Source organism: Nonomuraea turcica (assembly GCF_030718205.1).
In the GTDB taxonomy this organism is placed as follows: domain Bacteria; phylum Actinomycetota; class Actinomycetes; order Streptosporangiales; family Streptosporangiaceae; genus Nonomuraea.
Genome location: NZ_JAUZQF010000012.1, coordinates 345,120 through 360,012, shown reverse-complemented (window position 1 = coordinate 360,012; position 14,893 = coordinate 345,120). Strand labels below are relative to the sequence as shown.

The following is a 14,893-nucleotide window of genomic DNA, read 5'->3' as shown; positions in this document are numbered from 1 at the left end:
TCCCCCGGCTCACTGTGCCGCGCGTTCCTCGGCGAGGTGGAGGCCGGCCTCGATCACGGCGTTCATGATGGGGGCCAGGCGCGCCTGGCCCAGCGAGGGCGCCCGCAGGGCCATCCGCGCCACCAGAGCGCGTTCCCTGGCCATGTCCCGCCCCGCGAACCCGCCGACCGGCTTGATGCGTTGCACGATGCCCGCCAGGGCGGCGCGCTGCTCGAGGAGGGTCGCCAGGGCGGCGTCCACGCGGTCGATCGCCGCACGGCACTCCGGCAACGTGGCGGGCGCCTCCGGGCGCAGCAGCGCGCCGACGACGGTCACGGCCTCTTCCGCCACGCGCAGGGCCGCCAGCGAGTCCGCCGCCGATTCGGGACCCGCGCTGTCGATGATCAGGCCGTCGGCGCCGGCCGCCACCGCGGCCGCCGACAGCCCGAGGTCCCCGGAGACGTCGGCGAGGACGGGCCGGCCCGAGATCATCCGGGCCGCTCGCATCAGGCCCAGGTCGGGCCACCCGCCCATGGCCTGGCCGGGCCGGGCCGTCGGCCTGTGTCCCCGAGCTCCTTCGCAGAGGATCACCCGCGCGTCCCCCTCACTCGCGCAGTAGTCGGCCAGGCCCAGCCATTCCTCCACCGGCGCCGACGGCCGCCGCTCGACCACCACCGGCAGCCCGAGCCCGGCCGCCGCGCGCACCAGCGGGATGTCGCGGGTCCACGAGGCCCCCACCACCACGGCGTCCGCCAGCTCGGCGATCGCCGGCAAATCGGCCGCCGAGTGCGGTTCCGCCAGCGTGACCCGATCCCGCAACACCTCGTAGGCGTCCGCCCGCCCGCCATGAGCCCGCAGGCTCACCCTGCTGCCGATCACCACGGCGGGCCCGTCGCCCACGAGCAGGTCTCCGACGGCGACCGCGTGCCGTTCCAACGTCGATGACATTCTTGACTCCACCTTCGGGCCGGCTCCCTGAAGCCGGCGGGGAAAACCAAAAAGGCAGAGACGGGCGTCTCTGCCTTGTGCCGACTCCAGGTGGTCGCTAGCCGCCGACCGGCCCTCCCGGAGCCGGCTCGGTAAACGCGTAGCGACAAGTCATATTCAGACCCTACCCCACCCCTCCACCTGCTGGACGCTCGTTCTCATATGGCGGACTGACCTTCCGGCGAGTCGCCGTTGATCCCTCGCTATGGGAGTATTTCTTGGCCTAGAGGGAGGGTTTGAGGCCGTTGATGTCGGATCGGAAGCAGGACGGACGTCGCATCGCCGGCCGCTACCAGCTGCAGGAACCCATCGGCAGGGGCGGGATGGGCATCGTCTGGCGCGCCCACGACGAGCTCCTTGACCGCACCGTCGCCGTCAAGGAGGTCAGATACGCGGCCGCCTTGGGCGAGGAAGTGCAGCTCCTGAACCGGCGCACGATGCGCGAGGCGAGGGCGGCGGCCAGATTCGAGCATCCGAACGTGATCGTCGTGCACGACGTGATCGAGGAGGACGGCCGTCCCTGGATCGTCATGCAGCTCGTCCAGTCGCGGTCGCTGGGCGCCGTGATCAAGCAGGACGGGCCGCTGCCGCACAAGCGGGTGGCCGAGATCGGCCTGGCGGTGCTGGACGCGCTGCACCGCGCCCACGAGGCGGGCGTGCTGCACCGTGACGTCAAGCCGGAAAACGTGCTGCTGGCCGACGACGGCAGGGTCGTGCTCACCGACTTCGGCATCGCCACCTTGGAGACCGAGACGCAGCTGACCGTGACGGGGCTGGCGGGCACGCCGGCGTTCATCGCGCCCGAGCGGCTCAAGGGCCTGCCCGCACGGCGTGAGTCGGACCTGTGGTCGCTGGGCGCCACGCTGTACACGGCCGTGGAGGGCCGCTCGCCGCACGAGCGGGGCATGGCCCTGGCGACCATGCACGCCGTACTGACCGACGAGCCGGATCCCGCACGGAACGCCGGCCCGCTGACCGAGGTGATCAGCGGGTTGCTGCGCAAGGAGCCGGTGCAGCGGCTCACGCACGAGGAGGCGACGCGCCTCCTGCGCGGGGCCATCGCGCAGTCGAGCCCGCCGCCGACCGCGCCGTTCCCCGCGGCTCAGCACCTGGAGGTGCCGACCGCGGCCAAGCCGCGTAAGGCGGCCGTCCCGGCCAAGCCGCGCAAACAGCCCTACCAATCCCCCTCGCGCCAGGAACCGGCCGAGGACGACACCCCGACCGACCCCAACCTCGCCCTCACCCCCGCCCCGGCGGCCGTGCCCGAGACCGGCGCGCGGCTCACCCCGGCGACCGCGGGCCCGAACCCGCCCGCCGAGTCCACGGTCGACGCGGGCCGGCCCGACCCGCGGCGCCCCGGACCGATCATCGCGGCGGCCGTGGCGGTCGTGCTCGTCGCCGGTGTGGGCGGCTACCTTGGCCTGCGCTCGGCTCCCGAGGACAGCACGCCGGACCCCGGCAGGTCGCAGCAGGCCGCCCCGGTCACCGCGACAGCCTCGCAGGCCTCGCCGGACGCGTCCCAGCCGCCTTCGACGGCGCCGTCCGCGTCGCCGAGCCCGTCCGCCACCGCCAGTCCCAGCCCGAGCCCCAGCCCGACCAAGTCGGCCGACCCGCTGCCCGCCGGCTGGAAGATGTACAAGGACAAGAAGATGGGTTTCTCCATCGGGCTGCCCAAGGGCTGGGACGTGTTGACCCGCGGCGGCAGGCAGGTCAAGTTCAGGGGCCCGGGGGCGGCGCCGAACGCGTACCTCATGATCGAGGAGGCCGCGAACCCGGGGACGGACCCGTACAAGGACTGGAAGAAGCAGGAACCCTCGCTCAAGAACAACTTCGGCGGCTACAAGTTGCTCGACATCAAGAAGGTCGACTACATGAAGGCGGCCGCCGACTGGGACTTCACCTGGAACACCAACACCGGCAAGACCCGCGTGCGCAACCGGGGCTTCGTCACCGACAACGGGCGGGCCTACGCCATCTACTGGCACACGCTGAACAGCCACTGGAAGGACGACTACCACCTCTTCGAGGGGTTCACCGCGACGTTCGTCCCGGCCAAGTAAACTTTCGACGTGCAGGTCAGCAACCGCTACAGGCTCATCGAGCCGCTCGGAGAGGGCGGCATGGGCGTGGTCTGGCGTGCCTACGACGAGCTGCTCGACCGCACCGTGGCGATCAAGGAGGTCCGCTACGCGGGCGTCGGCGAGGCCAAGCGGGCCGAGCTCAATCGCCGGACCATCAGGGAGGCCAGGGCGGCGGGCCGCCTCGACCACCCCTCGGTGGTCGTCATCCACGACGTCGTGGAGCAGGACGGCCGCCCGTGGATCGTCATGCAGCTCGTCCGCTCCCGCTCGCTGGCGCAGGTGGTGCGCGAGGAGGGTCCGCTGCGGCCCGGGCAGGTCGCGATGATCGGCGGCCGGGTGCTGGACGCCCTGCGGGCCGCGCACGCCACCGGGGTGCTGCACCGCGACGTGAAGCCGGAAAACGTGCTCCTGGCCGACGACGGCAGGGTCGTGCTGACCGACTTCGGCATCGCCTCGCTGGAGGCGGAGGCAGGGCTGACCGCGAGCGGCGGGCTGGTGGGCACGCCCGCCTACATGCCGCCCGAGCGCCTCAATGGCGAGCCGGCCAGGCCGGAGTCCGATCTGTGGTCGCTGGGCGCGACGTTGTACGCGGCGGTCGAGGGCGAGCCGCCGTTCAAGCGTGACTCGTGGGCGGCGACGGTCGCGGCGGTGCTGCGGGACGAGCCCGAGCCGCCGGCGCGGGCCGGGACGCTCACACCGGTGATCATGGGGTTGCTGCGCCGGGACCCGGGCACGCGGATGCCGGCCGAGGAGGCCGCCCTGCTGCTGCACGAGGCCGCGATCAACGCCCCCGGCGACCCGCGCCAGGCGACGGCCACGCAGGGGATGCGCCCGGCGCCCGCCGGCGGCCCGGGGCACCCGACGAGCGAGGCCCAGGCATACCCGACCGCGGGCGAGCGGCCGGCGGCCGTCCGGGAGCGGTCTCGCCGCGGCAGGACGCTGTGGGTCACGCTGCCCGCCGTGGCAGTGGCGGCCGCCGTGGGCACGGGCGGCACGCTGCTCTACACCAGCAGGACAACCCCGACCCCGACCCCGACCCCGACGGCCGCTCCCTCCACGAGCACGTCAGGCCCGGCGCCCACGCCCGCCCAGACGCTGCCGGCCGGATGGCGGACGTTCACCAGCCCGGCCGGCCGGTTCTCGATCGCGATACCCGAGGGGTGGCGGGCCACGAAACACCCCACCAGGGACAGCATCTCCTTCAAGGGGCCCGGCTCCCCGGGGATGATGATCGTGGAGTGGACCACCCCCGAGGTTTCCTGGAAGAGCCCGGAGCAGGCCTGGCTCGCCTTGGAGAAGGAGATCCTGGCCAAGGGCGAGTTCCAGGGATACACCCGCATCGGCATCACCCTGCTGCGCTACCGCGGCCGCGCGGCCGCGGACTGGGAGTTCACCCGGATCCGCGACAAGCAGCTGATCCACGTGATCAACCGCGGCTTCCACACCGGCGACGGCCGCCCCTTCGCGCTGTACTGGGATACCACGGACGCCCGCTGGGCCCAGGACAAGCACTACTTCACCAAGTTCGCCAGGACCTTCAAATCGCTGTGAAAGAGCAGGCGCATTTCTTCCGGCACCCGGCGGTGCCGGAGACGGACCTGCTCAAGGCCCGCTACGTCACCCACCGCTTCTCCCGGCACGTGCACGACGGCTACGCGATCGGCCTCATCGTCACGGGCGTCGAGGAGTTCGACTACCGGGGCGTCACCCACCGGGCGGGCGCGGGCGACCTGGTGCTGGTCAACCCGGACGCCGTGCACACCGGTCAGGCCGGCGTGCCCGGCGGGTGGTCGTACCGCATGCTCTACCCATCCATCGACGCGCTGGCCGAGATCGCGGCCGAGCTGGGCGCGCCGCACGGGACGCCGCACTTCCCCGATCAGGTGGTGCGTGACGACCCGGTGGCGGCGCTGCTCGGCAGGGCGCATGCGGCGGCCGAGCGCGGTGACGCGCTGGCCGCCTCGACCCTGAGCCGCACGTTGTTCGCCCGGCTGCTGCTGCGCCACGCCGCGCCGCGGCCGGCCGCGGCGCTGCCCGGCGGGGGTGGGCGGGCCGTGCGGGAGGCCCGCGACCTGCTGCACGAGAGCCTGGTGGATCCGCCGACGCTGGAGGATCTGGCCGGCGCGGTGGGAGCGCGGCCGTTCGCGTTGCTGCGGGCGTTCAAGGACGCGACGGGGCTGCCGCCGCACGCCTACCTGACCTCGCTGCGGGTCCGCCGGGCGCGTCACCTTCTCGAGTCGGGGATGCGGCCGGCGCGGGTGGCCGCCGAGGTGGGCTTCACCGACCAGGCCCACCTGACCCGTCATTTCCGCCGCATTGTGGGCGTACCGCCCGCCGCATACCAGCGCGCCGCAGGAACGTACAAGACTGGCGATTCACCCACCGCCTAGCCTCTCGCCCATGGATCAGACAACACATCGTTCCGCCGCCGTGCGGGACGGTCTGGGCGTGGGCGTGGCCGTGGGGCTGTCGGGGCTCGCCTTCGGGGCCGCCGCGATCATCGCCGGACTGACCGTGCCGCAGGCGTGCGTGCTGAGCCTGCTGACCTTCACGGGCGCCTCACAGTTCGCCCTGACCGGGGCGGTTGGCGCGGGCGGCGACCTGGTGGCCGCCACCGCGGGGGCGCTGCTGCTCGGCGGCCGCAACACGCTGTACGGCCTGCGCCTGGCCGACCTGCTGCGGGTGCGCGGCCCGCGCAGGCTGCTGGCCGCGCACGGCGTGATCGACGAGACCACGGCCGTGGCGCTCGCCCAGCCGGACGAGGGGGCGGCGCGCGCCGGTTTCACGGCCACGTTCGCCAGTCTCTACATCACCTGGAACCTCTGCACGCTGGCGGGGGCCTACGGCACGTCGTTCCTGGGCGACCCGGGGGTGCTGGGGCTGGACGCGGTGGGCCCGGCCGCGTTCCTGGCCATCCTGTGGCCCCGGCTGGCGGCGAGCAAGGAGCTGCGCCTGCTGGCCGCGGTCGCGGCGGCGATCGCGCTGTGCGCGACCCCGTTCCTGCCACCCGGCGTGCCGGTGCTGCTGTCGGCCGCTGCCGTGCTGGCGGTGATGGCCCGATGACGCTGTGGTGGGCGATCGCCGCGGTCTGCGCCGGCTGCTACGCGCTCAAGCTGGCCGGGCTGGCGGCGCCGCGGCGGGTGCTCGACCATCCGGCGGTGCGCCGGTTCGCCGAACTGGTGCCGGTGGCGCTGCTGGCGGCGCTGATCGCGGTGCAGGTGTTCACGGAGGCGGGCGGGCTGCGCTTCGATGCGGCCCGCACGGCCGGGCTCGGCGCCGCCGCGGTGGCGCTGCTGCTCAGGGCGCCTTTCCTCGTCGTTCTGGCCGCGGCGGCGGTCGTCACCGCGCTTGCCCGGATTCTTCTGGGGTAGTCGCCGTGCATGTCCGATTCAGCGGGGACGATCGGTGGGAGATATCGCCTGCTCAGGACGATCGGCAAGGGCGGAATGGGCACGGTGTGGCAGGCGCACGACGAGGTGCTGGGCCGCGACGTCGCGGTGAAGGAGGTGCTGCCACCGCCCGATCTGTCGGGGCCCGAGCGCGAGGTGTTCTCGGTGCGGACGTTCCGCGAGGCCAGGGCGGCTGGCCGGGTGGCGCACCCGGGCGTGGCGACCGTCTATGACGTGATCGAGGAGCGCGGTCACCCGTGGATCGTCATGCAGCTCGTACGTTCGCGCACCCTGGGCGAGCTGATCCGCGAGGAGGGCCCGATGGCCCCCCTCGAAGCCGCGAACTTAGGACTGCAACTGCTGGAGGCGCTGCGCGCGGCGCACGCGGCCGGGGTGCTGCACCGCGACGTCAAACCGGACAACGTGCTGCTCAGCGAGGACGGCCGGGCGGTGCTGACCGACTTCGGCATCGCCACCACCGAGGACGAGGCGCCCGTCACCAGGACGGGTGTCCTCATCGGCACCCCCGCCTTCATGGCGCCCGAACGCGCGGCGGGCGGCTCGGCCAGGCCCGCCTCGGATCTGTGGTCGCTGGGCGTGACGCTGTACATGGCGGTCGAGGGCCACTCGCCGTTCCAGCGGGACAACGCGCTGGCCACGCTCGGCGCGGTCATGCACGCCGAGCCGGAGCCACTGGCCCGGGCGGGCGTGCTCGCCCCCGTGCTGCACGCGCTGCTGCGCAAGGACCCGGCCGAGCGCATGACGCAGGAGGAGGCCGAGCGGCGGCTGACCGCGATCCTGGCGGGCGGCGTCCCCGAACAGACGGGTCCCGTGCCCGCGACCGTCACGACGGGGGCCACGGGACGGCCGCGACGCAGGCTGCCGCTGGCCGCGATCGGCGCGGGCGCGCTCCTGGTCGGCCTCGTCACCGGCGGCGCGGCCTGGTGGTCCAGCCGGCCGGACGACACGCAGCGCACTCCCCTGCCCACGCCCGTCGTGGTGACCACGACGACGACCCCGTCCCCGTCGTCGCAGGCGCCGGGGACGGTCACGCAGACCACCCCGCAATCCACGTACGAGCCGCCGGCGCCGCAGAGCACACCGCCTCCCACGAGAGATCAGCCCAGGACGCCCGGCCGCGAGAAGAAGAGCGAGTCCGAGGAGCCGACGCCCACCAAGTCCGAGCAGGACGAGAAAGACGAGGAGGAGACGCCGGCCGAGACACCCGGCGCGGTCGAAGGATCGGACAACGGCAGGGCGTCGGACAAGGACAAGAAGAAGGCCGGGAAGGGCCGCTGACGCCGGGGGTCAGGACTCGTCGCGGACGATGTCGAGCGCCTTCTGCAGGTCCTGCGGGTAGTCGGTGCTGAACGACATCCACTCCCCGGTGGACGGGTGCTCGAACCCGAGCGCGACCGCGTGCAACCACTGCCGGGTGATCCCCAGCCGGGCGGCGAGCGTCGGGTCGGCGCCGTAGAGCAGATCGCCGACGCACGGATGGCGCAGCGCCGCCATGTGCACCCTGATCTGGTGGGTACGCCCGGTCTCCAGCTTAATGTCCAGCAGCGAGGCCGCGCGGAACGCCTCGACGGTGTCGTAGTGGGTGACGGAGGGCTTGCCGCCGGCCACCACCGCGAAACGGCCGTCGCCTGACGGGTGCCGGTCGATGGGCGCGTCCACGGTGCCGCGGAACGGGTCGGGATGCCCCTGGACGAGCGCGTGATAACGCTTGTCGACCGTGCGCTCCTTGAAGGCGCGCTTGAGCCGCGAGTAGGCGTGCTCGCTCTTGGCCACGGCCATCGCGCCGGTGGTGTTGGCGTCCAGGCGGTGCACGATGCCCTGGCGCTCGGCGGCGCCGCTGGTGGCGATCGTGTGCCCGGCCCCGAGCAGCCCGCCGATCACGGTGGGTCCCGTCCAGCCGACGGTCGGGTGGGCGGCCACCCCGATCGGCTTGTTGACCACCACGATGTCGTCGTCCTCGTAGACGATCGTCATGCCGGGCACCGGCTCGGCCACCGGCATGGGCGTGGTCACCGGCGGCGGCAAGGTCACGTCCAGCCACGCGCCTGCGTGCACCCGGTCGGACTTGGCCGGCTGCCGGCCGTCGACCAGCACCTCGCCCGCGCCGATCAACTCGGCCGCGCGGGTGCGGGAGAAGCCGAACAGCCGCGAGAGGGCGGCGTCGAGCCGCTCGCCCTCGAGCCCGTCGGGCACGGGCAGGCTGCGCTGCTCAGTCATCCTTCGTCGCCTCCTTGGTCTCCCTGGAGCCGTCGATCTGCACGTTGCGCCAGGCCAGGATGACCGCGAGGATGCCGCCGCAGACGATCGCCGAGTCGGCGATGTTGAAGACCGGGAAGTAGTCGATGATGGGAAAGTGCCCGGGCAGCACCTCGATGAAGTCCACGACATGCCCCTGGAGCTGCGTGGACCGGCCGAACCCCGACGGGTAGCGCAGCAGCCGGTCGGTCAGGTTGCCGAGCGCCCCGCCGAGCAGCAGGCCGAGCGTGACCGCCCAGGCGCGGCTGCCCAGCTTGCGCGCGGTCCGGACGATGGCCACCACCACCGCCGCGGCGATCAGCGTGAAGACGAAGGTCATCCCGGTGCCGATGCTGAACGCGGCACCGGAGTTGAAGATCACCCGGAACTGCAGGACGTCCTTGATGACGACCAGAGGCGCCTCGCCTTCAAGCGTCCGCAGCATCACCGTCTTGGTGATGAGGTCGGCCGCGTAGATGACGGCCGCCAGCACGATGAGGACGGCGAACAGACGACCCCGAGGTCTGCCTACCGGCGCTCCTCCTTCTGCTTGCAGGCCACGCACAGCGTCGCCCTCGGGAACGCCTGAAGGCGTTCCTTGCCGATCGGCTTGTGGCACGATTCGCACACTCCATAAGTCCCCGCGTCGATCCTGGCGATCGCACGTTCGTTCTGCGCGACCAGATCGCGCGCATTCAGGGTAAGGGCGATCTCGCGTTCGCGCTCATATGTCTTCGCACCGGCGTCGGCCTGGTCATCTCCGGCGCCCTGGGTGACGTCTCCAGAGGCTATCTCCGTCTCATGGCGAAGAATGTCGGCGTTGAGCTCGTCGATCTCCGACTGGAGCGTGCCGCGTACCTCAGCCAGCTCCTCCTCCGACCACATCGAAGGAGTAGCGGTCTGCGTGACTGCCGCCATGGCGTGCCTCCATTGCTGATCAAGGCCGTTAAGGGTGCGGGCAGCTTAGGATCCTGATAACGGAACGGCAAACGACCCGCCGGACGGTTTACCTCCTGCGTACTATCCCGCCTCGCGCATCTAACTCCTCCTCAGCGGCGTCCATTCCCACAACTTTGTTGCCGTTTACGCCTTCCGTACCGGAGTGGTGGCAGCTGTGGTGGCGCCGCAGGGCCTCACCAGGGAAACCTGGAAGCCTTTGCCTCCACTCTGCGTTATGGTTTGAGACTGCAAGGCGTTGATGGGGCCCGACTGTGAGGGATATCACCCCGGAGCCGCCGGAAGAACGGCTCTCGCGAGCTCATTAGAACCGGCAGCAGATCAAATGAAGAGGGCCTCGCCCTGCGGGCGGGGTCAAGAAGGGTGGTACCGCGGAGCCGTTCCGGCTTCGTCCCTTCGCGCTTGTCCTGCCATATTGACCAAGCGTGGAGGCCCGCCCGACATGTCTTCCCCAACCTTCCGCCCTCTTCCCGCGCAGGTCGACCTGCCCGCGCTCGAGCGCGAGGTCCTCGACCGCTGGCGGGACGGGAAGATCTTCGAGCGTTCCATCGAGCAGAACGCGGGCAATCCCGCCTGGGTCTTCTACGAGGGCCCGCCCACCGCCAACGGCCTGCCCGGCGTGCATCACGTCGAGGCGCGCGTGTTCAAGGACCTGTTCCCGCGCTACAAGTCCATGCGCGGATTCAGCGTCCCGCGAAAGGCCGGATGGGACTGCCACGGCCTGCCCGTCGAGGTGGGAGTGGAAAAGGAACTCGGGCTGTCCGGCAAGAAGGACATCGAGACGTACGGCATCGCCGAGTTCAACGCCAAGTGCCGCGAGTCCGTGCTGCGGCACGTGGACGCCTTCGAGCAGTTGACCGAGCGGATGGGCTACTGGATCGACCTGTCCCAGGCCTACCGGACCATGGACCCGTCCTACGTGGAGTCCGTGTGGTGGTCGCTGAAGGTCGTCTTCGACAAGGGGCTGCTGTTCCGCGACTTCCGGATCACGCCCTACTGCCCGCGCTGCGGCACCGGCTTGTCCGACCACGAGCTGGGCCAGCCGGGCGGCTACGAGAACGTCTCCAGCCCATCGGTCTACGTCCGCATGCCGGTGACCTCCGGGCCGCTGGCCGAGCTGGGCGCGGCGCTGCTGGTGTGGACCACGACGCCGTGGACGCTGGTGTCCAACACGGCGGTGGCCGTGCACCCTGACGTGACGTACGTCGCGGCCCGCACCACGGACGGCGAGGTGCTCGTCGTCGCCGAGCCGCTGCTGCCGGTCCTGGGCGAGGGCGTCACCGAGGTGGCCCGTTACAGCGGCCGCGACCTGGAGCGCACCACCTACTCCCGGCCGTTCGACCTGGTCGACATCCCGGACGCCCACTATGTGGTGCTCGGCGACTACGTCACGGTCGAGGACGGCACCGGCCTGGTCCACCAGGCGCCCGCCTTCGGCGCCGACGACCTGGCCGTGATCAAGCGGTATGACATGCCGATCGTCAACCCGATCGGCCCCGACGGCCGCTTCCTCGACGACGTGCCCATGGTCGGCGGCCGGTTCTTCAAGGACGCCGACGAGGAGCTGACCGAGGACCTGCGGGCCCGCGGCCTGCTGTTCCGCGGCGGCCACTTCGAGCACGCCTATCCGCACTGCTGGCGCTGCCACACGCCGCTGCTCTACTACGCGCTCCCGTCCTGGTACATCCGCACCACCGCGGTCAAGGACCAGATGCTGGCCGAGAACGCGGACACCAATTGGTATCCGGACACGATCAAGTGGGGCCGCTTCGGCGAGTGGCTGCGCAACAACGTCGACTGGTCGTTGTCGCGCTCGCGCTACTGGGGCACGCCTCTGCCGCTGTGGGTGTGCTCGGCGGACGAGTCCCACGTGACGTGCGTCGGGTCGATGGAGGAGCTGGGCTCGCTGGCCGGCCAGGACGTCTCGGCGCTCGACCCGCACCGCCCGTACGTGGACGACGTGACCTTCGACTGCCCGACGTGCGGCGCTCTCGCGCGCCGCGTGCCGGACGTCATCGACGCCTGGTACGACTCCGGCTCGATGCCGTTCGCGCAGTGGGGCGAGCGCGGCAAGCCCGAGGGCGTCTACCCGGCGCAGTTCATCTGCGAGGCCACCGACCAGACCCGCGGCTGGTTCTACTCGCTGATGGCCGTCGGCACGCTCGTCTTCGGCCAGTCCTCCTACGAGAACGTGCTCTGCCTGGGCCTGATCCTGGCCGAGGACGGCCGCAAGATGAGCAAGCACCTGGGCAACATCCTGGAGCCCATCCCGCTGATGGACCAGCACGGGGCCGACGCGCTGCGCTGGTTCATGGCCTGCTCCGGCTCGCCCTGGGCGGCCCGCCGCGTGGGGCACAACGCCCTGGAGGAGATCGTCCGCAAGGTCCTGCTGACGCTCTGGAACACCTCGTCGTTCTTCACCCTCTACGCCAACGCCGAGTCCTGGTCGCCGGCCAGGCTGGCCGAGGCCACGCCGGCGGCCGAGCGCCCGCTGCTCGACCGCTGGGCGCTGGCCGAGCTGCACCGCACGGTGGCCGACGTCACGGCGTCGCTGGACGAATACGACACCCAGCGCGCCGGCCGCCGCCTGGCCGACTTCCTCGACGACCTGTCCAACTGGTACGTGCGCCGCTCGCGCCGCCGCTTCTGGCAGGGTTCGGAGGATGCGTTCGCCACGCTGTACGAGTGCCTGGAGACGGTGCTGCGGCTGATGGGACCCATCACGCCGTTCGTCACCGACTACCTGTGGGACGTGCTGCGCTCACCGCAGGCGCCCTCCTCGGTGCACCTGGCATCCTGGCCGGAGGTACGCGAGGACCTGCTGAACCCGGTGTTGTCCGACCAGATGGCGCTGGTGCGGCGCCTGGTGGAGCTGGGCCGCTCGGCCCGCGCGTCGTCGGGCGTCAAGACGCGGCAGCCGCTCGGACGGGCCCTGGTGGGCGCGCACGGGTGGCCGTCACTGCCCGGCGAGCTGCGCGGCCTCGTGGCCGAAGAGCTCAATGTCCAGACGATCGAGGACATGTCCGGCTTCAGCGCCGATCTCGTCTCCTACACGATCAAGCCCAACTTCCGGGCCCTGGGCAAGCGCTTCGGCTCCCAGACCAAGCTCGTGGCCGCCGCGGTGGCCGCCGCCGACCCGACGCGGGTGGCGCGTGCTCTCCGCTCCGGCGGCACGGTCATGGTGGAGGCGGACGAGCTGGGCGAGATCATGCTCGGCCCGGACGACGTGATCGTCAACGAGCAGCCCCGGACGGGCTGGGCGGTGGAGACCGGCGCGATCGGCACCGGCACGGGCGAGACGGTCGCCCTGGACCTGGAGCTCACCGACGAGCTGCGCCGCGCGGGGCTCCTGCGCGAGGTCATCCGCCTGGTCCAGGAGGCCCGCAAGGCGACGGGCCTGTCCATCACGGACCGGATCGAGCTGTGGTGGACCGCCTCGTCACCAGACCTCGCCGCGGCCCTGCGCGCCGAGCCGCACGTGGTGGCTGAGGAGGTCCTGGCGACGACGATCACGGAGGGCACCGTGGACGACCTGCCGTCCCACGTGGACGAGGACCTGTCCCTGACCTTCCGCCTCCGCCGCGCCTGACGGCATCGGGGGCGCGCCCACCATCCGGGCGCGCCCCTACGCCCGGCGGCTTGTACCTGCCACCGGGGCTGCTGTCATCGTCCAGCTTTCCGCGCGGCTCAGCCCAGGTAGAAGTCCCTGCGAGCGGCCACGAACGCCTCGATCGTCTGGGCAGGTACGCCCGTCACCCGTTCGACGTCGTCGGAGGCGCGATCGTAGCGGTTCTCGCGGTGGAGCCGGGCCATGGTGGCGATGTGCTGTTCGGTGTGCGGCGGCAGGCCCGCCTTCGCGAGCACCTCGGCCCGCCACCGGTCCAGCGGCACGTCCACATAGGACACCGGACGCCCCAACGCCCGTGAGAACTCCTCGGCCATCTCCGTCATGTCGACCGTGCGCGGCCCGGTCAGCTCGTAGACGTGCCCAACATGCGGAGCCGGGTCGCGGAGCACGGTGGCGACCACCCGGGCGACGTCGTCCACGGCAACCGGCGAGGTGCGCCCGGTGCCGAACGGCAGCGCGATCGTGCCGTTCTCCCGGATCGATTGCGCCGCCAGCGTGGTGAACAGCGGATTGTCCAGGAACGACGTCGGCCGGATGTGCACCACTGGCAGGCCTGACCAGTCGAAGACCTGCTCCGCCAGCCAGTGCAGCCGCTGTTGGTGCGACTCCGCGGTGCTGGTGGCCGTCATCTGCGACACCGTCATCTGTGACATGCCGACCAGGCCGGCCAGCTCCCCGCGCTCCCGCGCCACGGTGGCCACCACGGTCGCCGCCAGCAGATGGTCCGGTGACACGGGCATCGCGAAGTACATCCGCCCGGCACCCTCCAGCGCGGCCGCGACGCTCTCGGGCCGAGTCAGATCGCCGACGACCACCTCCGCGCCGAGCGCACGCAGCTCAGCCGCACGATCATCGTCGCGGCGGACCATCGCGCGCACCGGCACGTCCTGCGCACGCAGGCGGCCGAGAACTGTTCGGCCCACGCCACCGGCCCCGGCGATCAGAACAAGGTTGCTGGCGACCATGAGTCGATCTCCTTAGAACATCATGTGGCGGGACCGGACGCGGTGCGCCGGGCAGCAGGATCCGCTTCTTCAGCAGGTGTACCCGCGCCCGAGCGGTGGGGATGGTGGCCGTCAGCGAATGTCACCACCGACCCGCAAGGTCGGGTGCACCCGAATCCGAGCCGGGCGCCCTGTCGACGTATATCCCGGTTACCCGATCCGACGGATACGGTGAGGGCGCATCGATTCGCGACCGCCTCGTTCGTCGTATAGGTAGTCGGGCCAAACAGGCCTCGGAGCGATTGGATGTCTGAGATGGCGAAATACCTGCTCCTCATCTACGGGGACGAGCGACTCTGGGAGGCGAGGTCCCCGGAGGAGATCAAGGACCTTCACGCCGGCCACGCCGCCTTCGCCGCGGCGGCCGGTGACGCGATACTCGGCGGTCACGAACTGGAGTCATCCACCACCGCGACCTGCCTGCGCGGCACCGTCAGTGGCCGGCCCACGCCGACCGACGGGACGTTCCTGGAGACCAAGGAGGTGCTGGGCGGCTACTACCTGGTGGAGGCGCCGGACCTCGACGCGGCGATCGCGCTCGCCGAGAATCTGCCCGAGGTGTCCGCGGCGCACAGCGGGGTCGAGATCCGGCCGATCCGCGAGGCGAGCTGA

At 71.5% G+C, this 14,893-nt stretch carries 13 protein-coding genes; 8 read left to right on the top strand and 5 right to left on the bottom strand.

Translation table 11 applies throughout. The annotated features are described in order from the left end of the window. Window positions 1–9: 9 nt before the first annotated feature. The gene (locus tag Q9G87_RS60830; protein ID WP_371825854.1) at window positions 10–927 is read right to left on the bottom strand and encodes a chorismate mutase; all 918 of its coding nucleotides are present in this window, start codon (window positions 925–927) and stop codon (window positions 10–12) included. Between the two features lie 287 nt (window positions 928–1,214). On the opposite strand from Q9G87_RS60830, the gene Q9G87_RS31020 reads away from it, so the two are divergent. From Q9G87_RS31020 to Q9G87_RS30995, 6 genes are read left to right on the top strand one after another with little or no spacing between them, the layout of a single operon-like run. Continuing rightward, window positions 1,215–3,026: a serine/threonine-protein kinase gene (locus tag Q9G87_RS31020; protein ID WP_305920047.1), complete on the top strand. Its 1,812-nt coding sequence runs from the start codon at window positions 1,215–1,217 to the stop codon at window positions 3,024–3,026. Between the two features lie 9 nt (window positions 3,027–3,035). Beyond that, on the top strand, window positions 3,036–4,598 hold the full coding sequence (locus Q9G87_RS31015; protein ID WP_305920046.1) for a serine/threonine-protein kinase: 1,563 nt from the start codon (window positions 3,036–3,038) through the stop codon (window positions 4,596–4,598). Beyond that, a complete protein-coding gene (locus Q9G87_RS31010) occupies window positions 4,595–5,437 on the top strand; it encodes an AraC family transcriptional regulator (protein WP_305920045.1) in 843 nt (280 codons plus the stop codon). The genes Q9G87_RS31015 and Q9G87_RS31010 overlap by 4 nt, the downstream gene beginning before the upstream one ends. A 10-nt stretch (window positions 5,438–5,447) precedes the next feature. After that, complete coding sequence (locus Q9G87_RS31005) at window positions 5,448–6,110, top strand: AzlC family ABC transporter permease (protein ID WP_305920044.1); 663 nt, start codon at window positions 5,448–5,450, stop codon at window positions 6,108–6,110. Continuing rightward, the gene (locus tag Q9G87_RS31000; protein ID WP_305920043.1) at window positions 6,107–6,418 is read left to right on the top strand and encodes an AzlD domain-containing protein; all 312 of its coding nucleotides are present in this window, start codon (window positions 6,107–6,109) and stop codon (window positions 6,416–6,418) included. The genes Q9G87_RS31005 and Q9G87_RS31000 overlap by 4 nt, the downstream gene beginning before the upstream one ends. 9 nt (window positions 6,419–6,427) lie before the next feature. Next, window positions 6,428–7,735, top strand: coding sequence for a serine/threonine-protein kinase (locus tag Q9G87_RS30995; protein WP_305920042.1), 1,308 nt, complete (start codon window positions 6,428–6,430; stop codon window positions 7,733–7,735). 9 nt (window positions 7,736–7,744) lie between these two features. Here Q9G87_RS30995 and Q9G87_RS30990 read toward each other — a convergent pair whose 3' ends face one another. Genes Q9G87_RS30990 through Q9G87_RS30980 form a run of 3 tightly spaced genes read right to left on the bottom strand, consistent with a single transcriptional unit; the run spans window position 7,745 to window position 9,610 of the window. After that, window positions 7,745–8,674 (bottom strand): RluA family pseudouridine synthase, encoded by a 930-nt coding sequence (locus Q9G87_RS30990; protein WP_305920041.1) that lies wholly within the window; start codon window positions 8,672–8,674, stop codon window positions 7,745–7,747. Next, window positions 8,667–9,185: a signal peptidase II gene (gene lspA / locus Q9G87_RS30985; RefSeq protein ID WP_305920040.1), complete on the bottom strand. Its 519-nt coding sequence runs from the start codon at window positions 9,183–9,185 to the stop codon at window positions 8,667–8,669. The genes Q9G87_RS30990 and lspA overlap by 8 nt, the downstream gene beginning before the upstream one ends. A 35-nt stretch (window positions 9,186–9,220) precedes the next feature. Next, window positions 9,221–9,610, bottom strand: coding sequence for a TraR/DksA family transcriptional regulator (locus tag Q9G87_RS30980; protein WP_305920039.1), 390 nt, complete (start codon window positions 9,608–9,610; stop codon window positions 9,221–9,223). Between the two features lie 481 nt (window positions 9,611–10,091). On the opposite strand from Q9G87_RS30980, the gene ileS reads away from it, so the two are divergent. After that, window positions 10,092–13,238, top strand: coding sequence for an isoleucine--tRNA ligase (gene ileS / locus Q9G87_RS30975; protein ID WP_305920038.1), 3,147 nt, complete (start codon window positions 10,092–10,094; stop codon window positions 13,236–13,238). 98 nt (window positions 13,239–13,336) lie between these two features. On the opposite strand, the gene Q9G87_RS30970 is transcribed toward ileS, so the two are convergent. Beyond that, entirely contained in the window at window positions 13,337–14,242 is a 906-nt protein-coding gene (locus Q9G87_RS30970; protein WP_305920037.1) for an NmrA family NAD(P)-binding protein, read from the bottom strand. Between the two features lie 285 nt (window positions 14,243–14,527). On the opposite strand from Q9G87_RS30970, the gene Q9G87_RS30965 reads away from it, so the two are divergent. Beyond that, complete coding sequence (locus Q9G87_RS30965) at window positions 14,528–14,893, top strand: YciI family protein (protein WP_305920036.1); 366 nt, start codon at window positions 14,528–14,530, stop codon at window positions 14,891–14,893.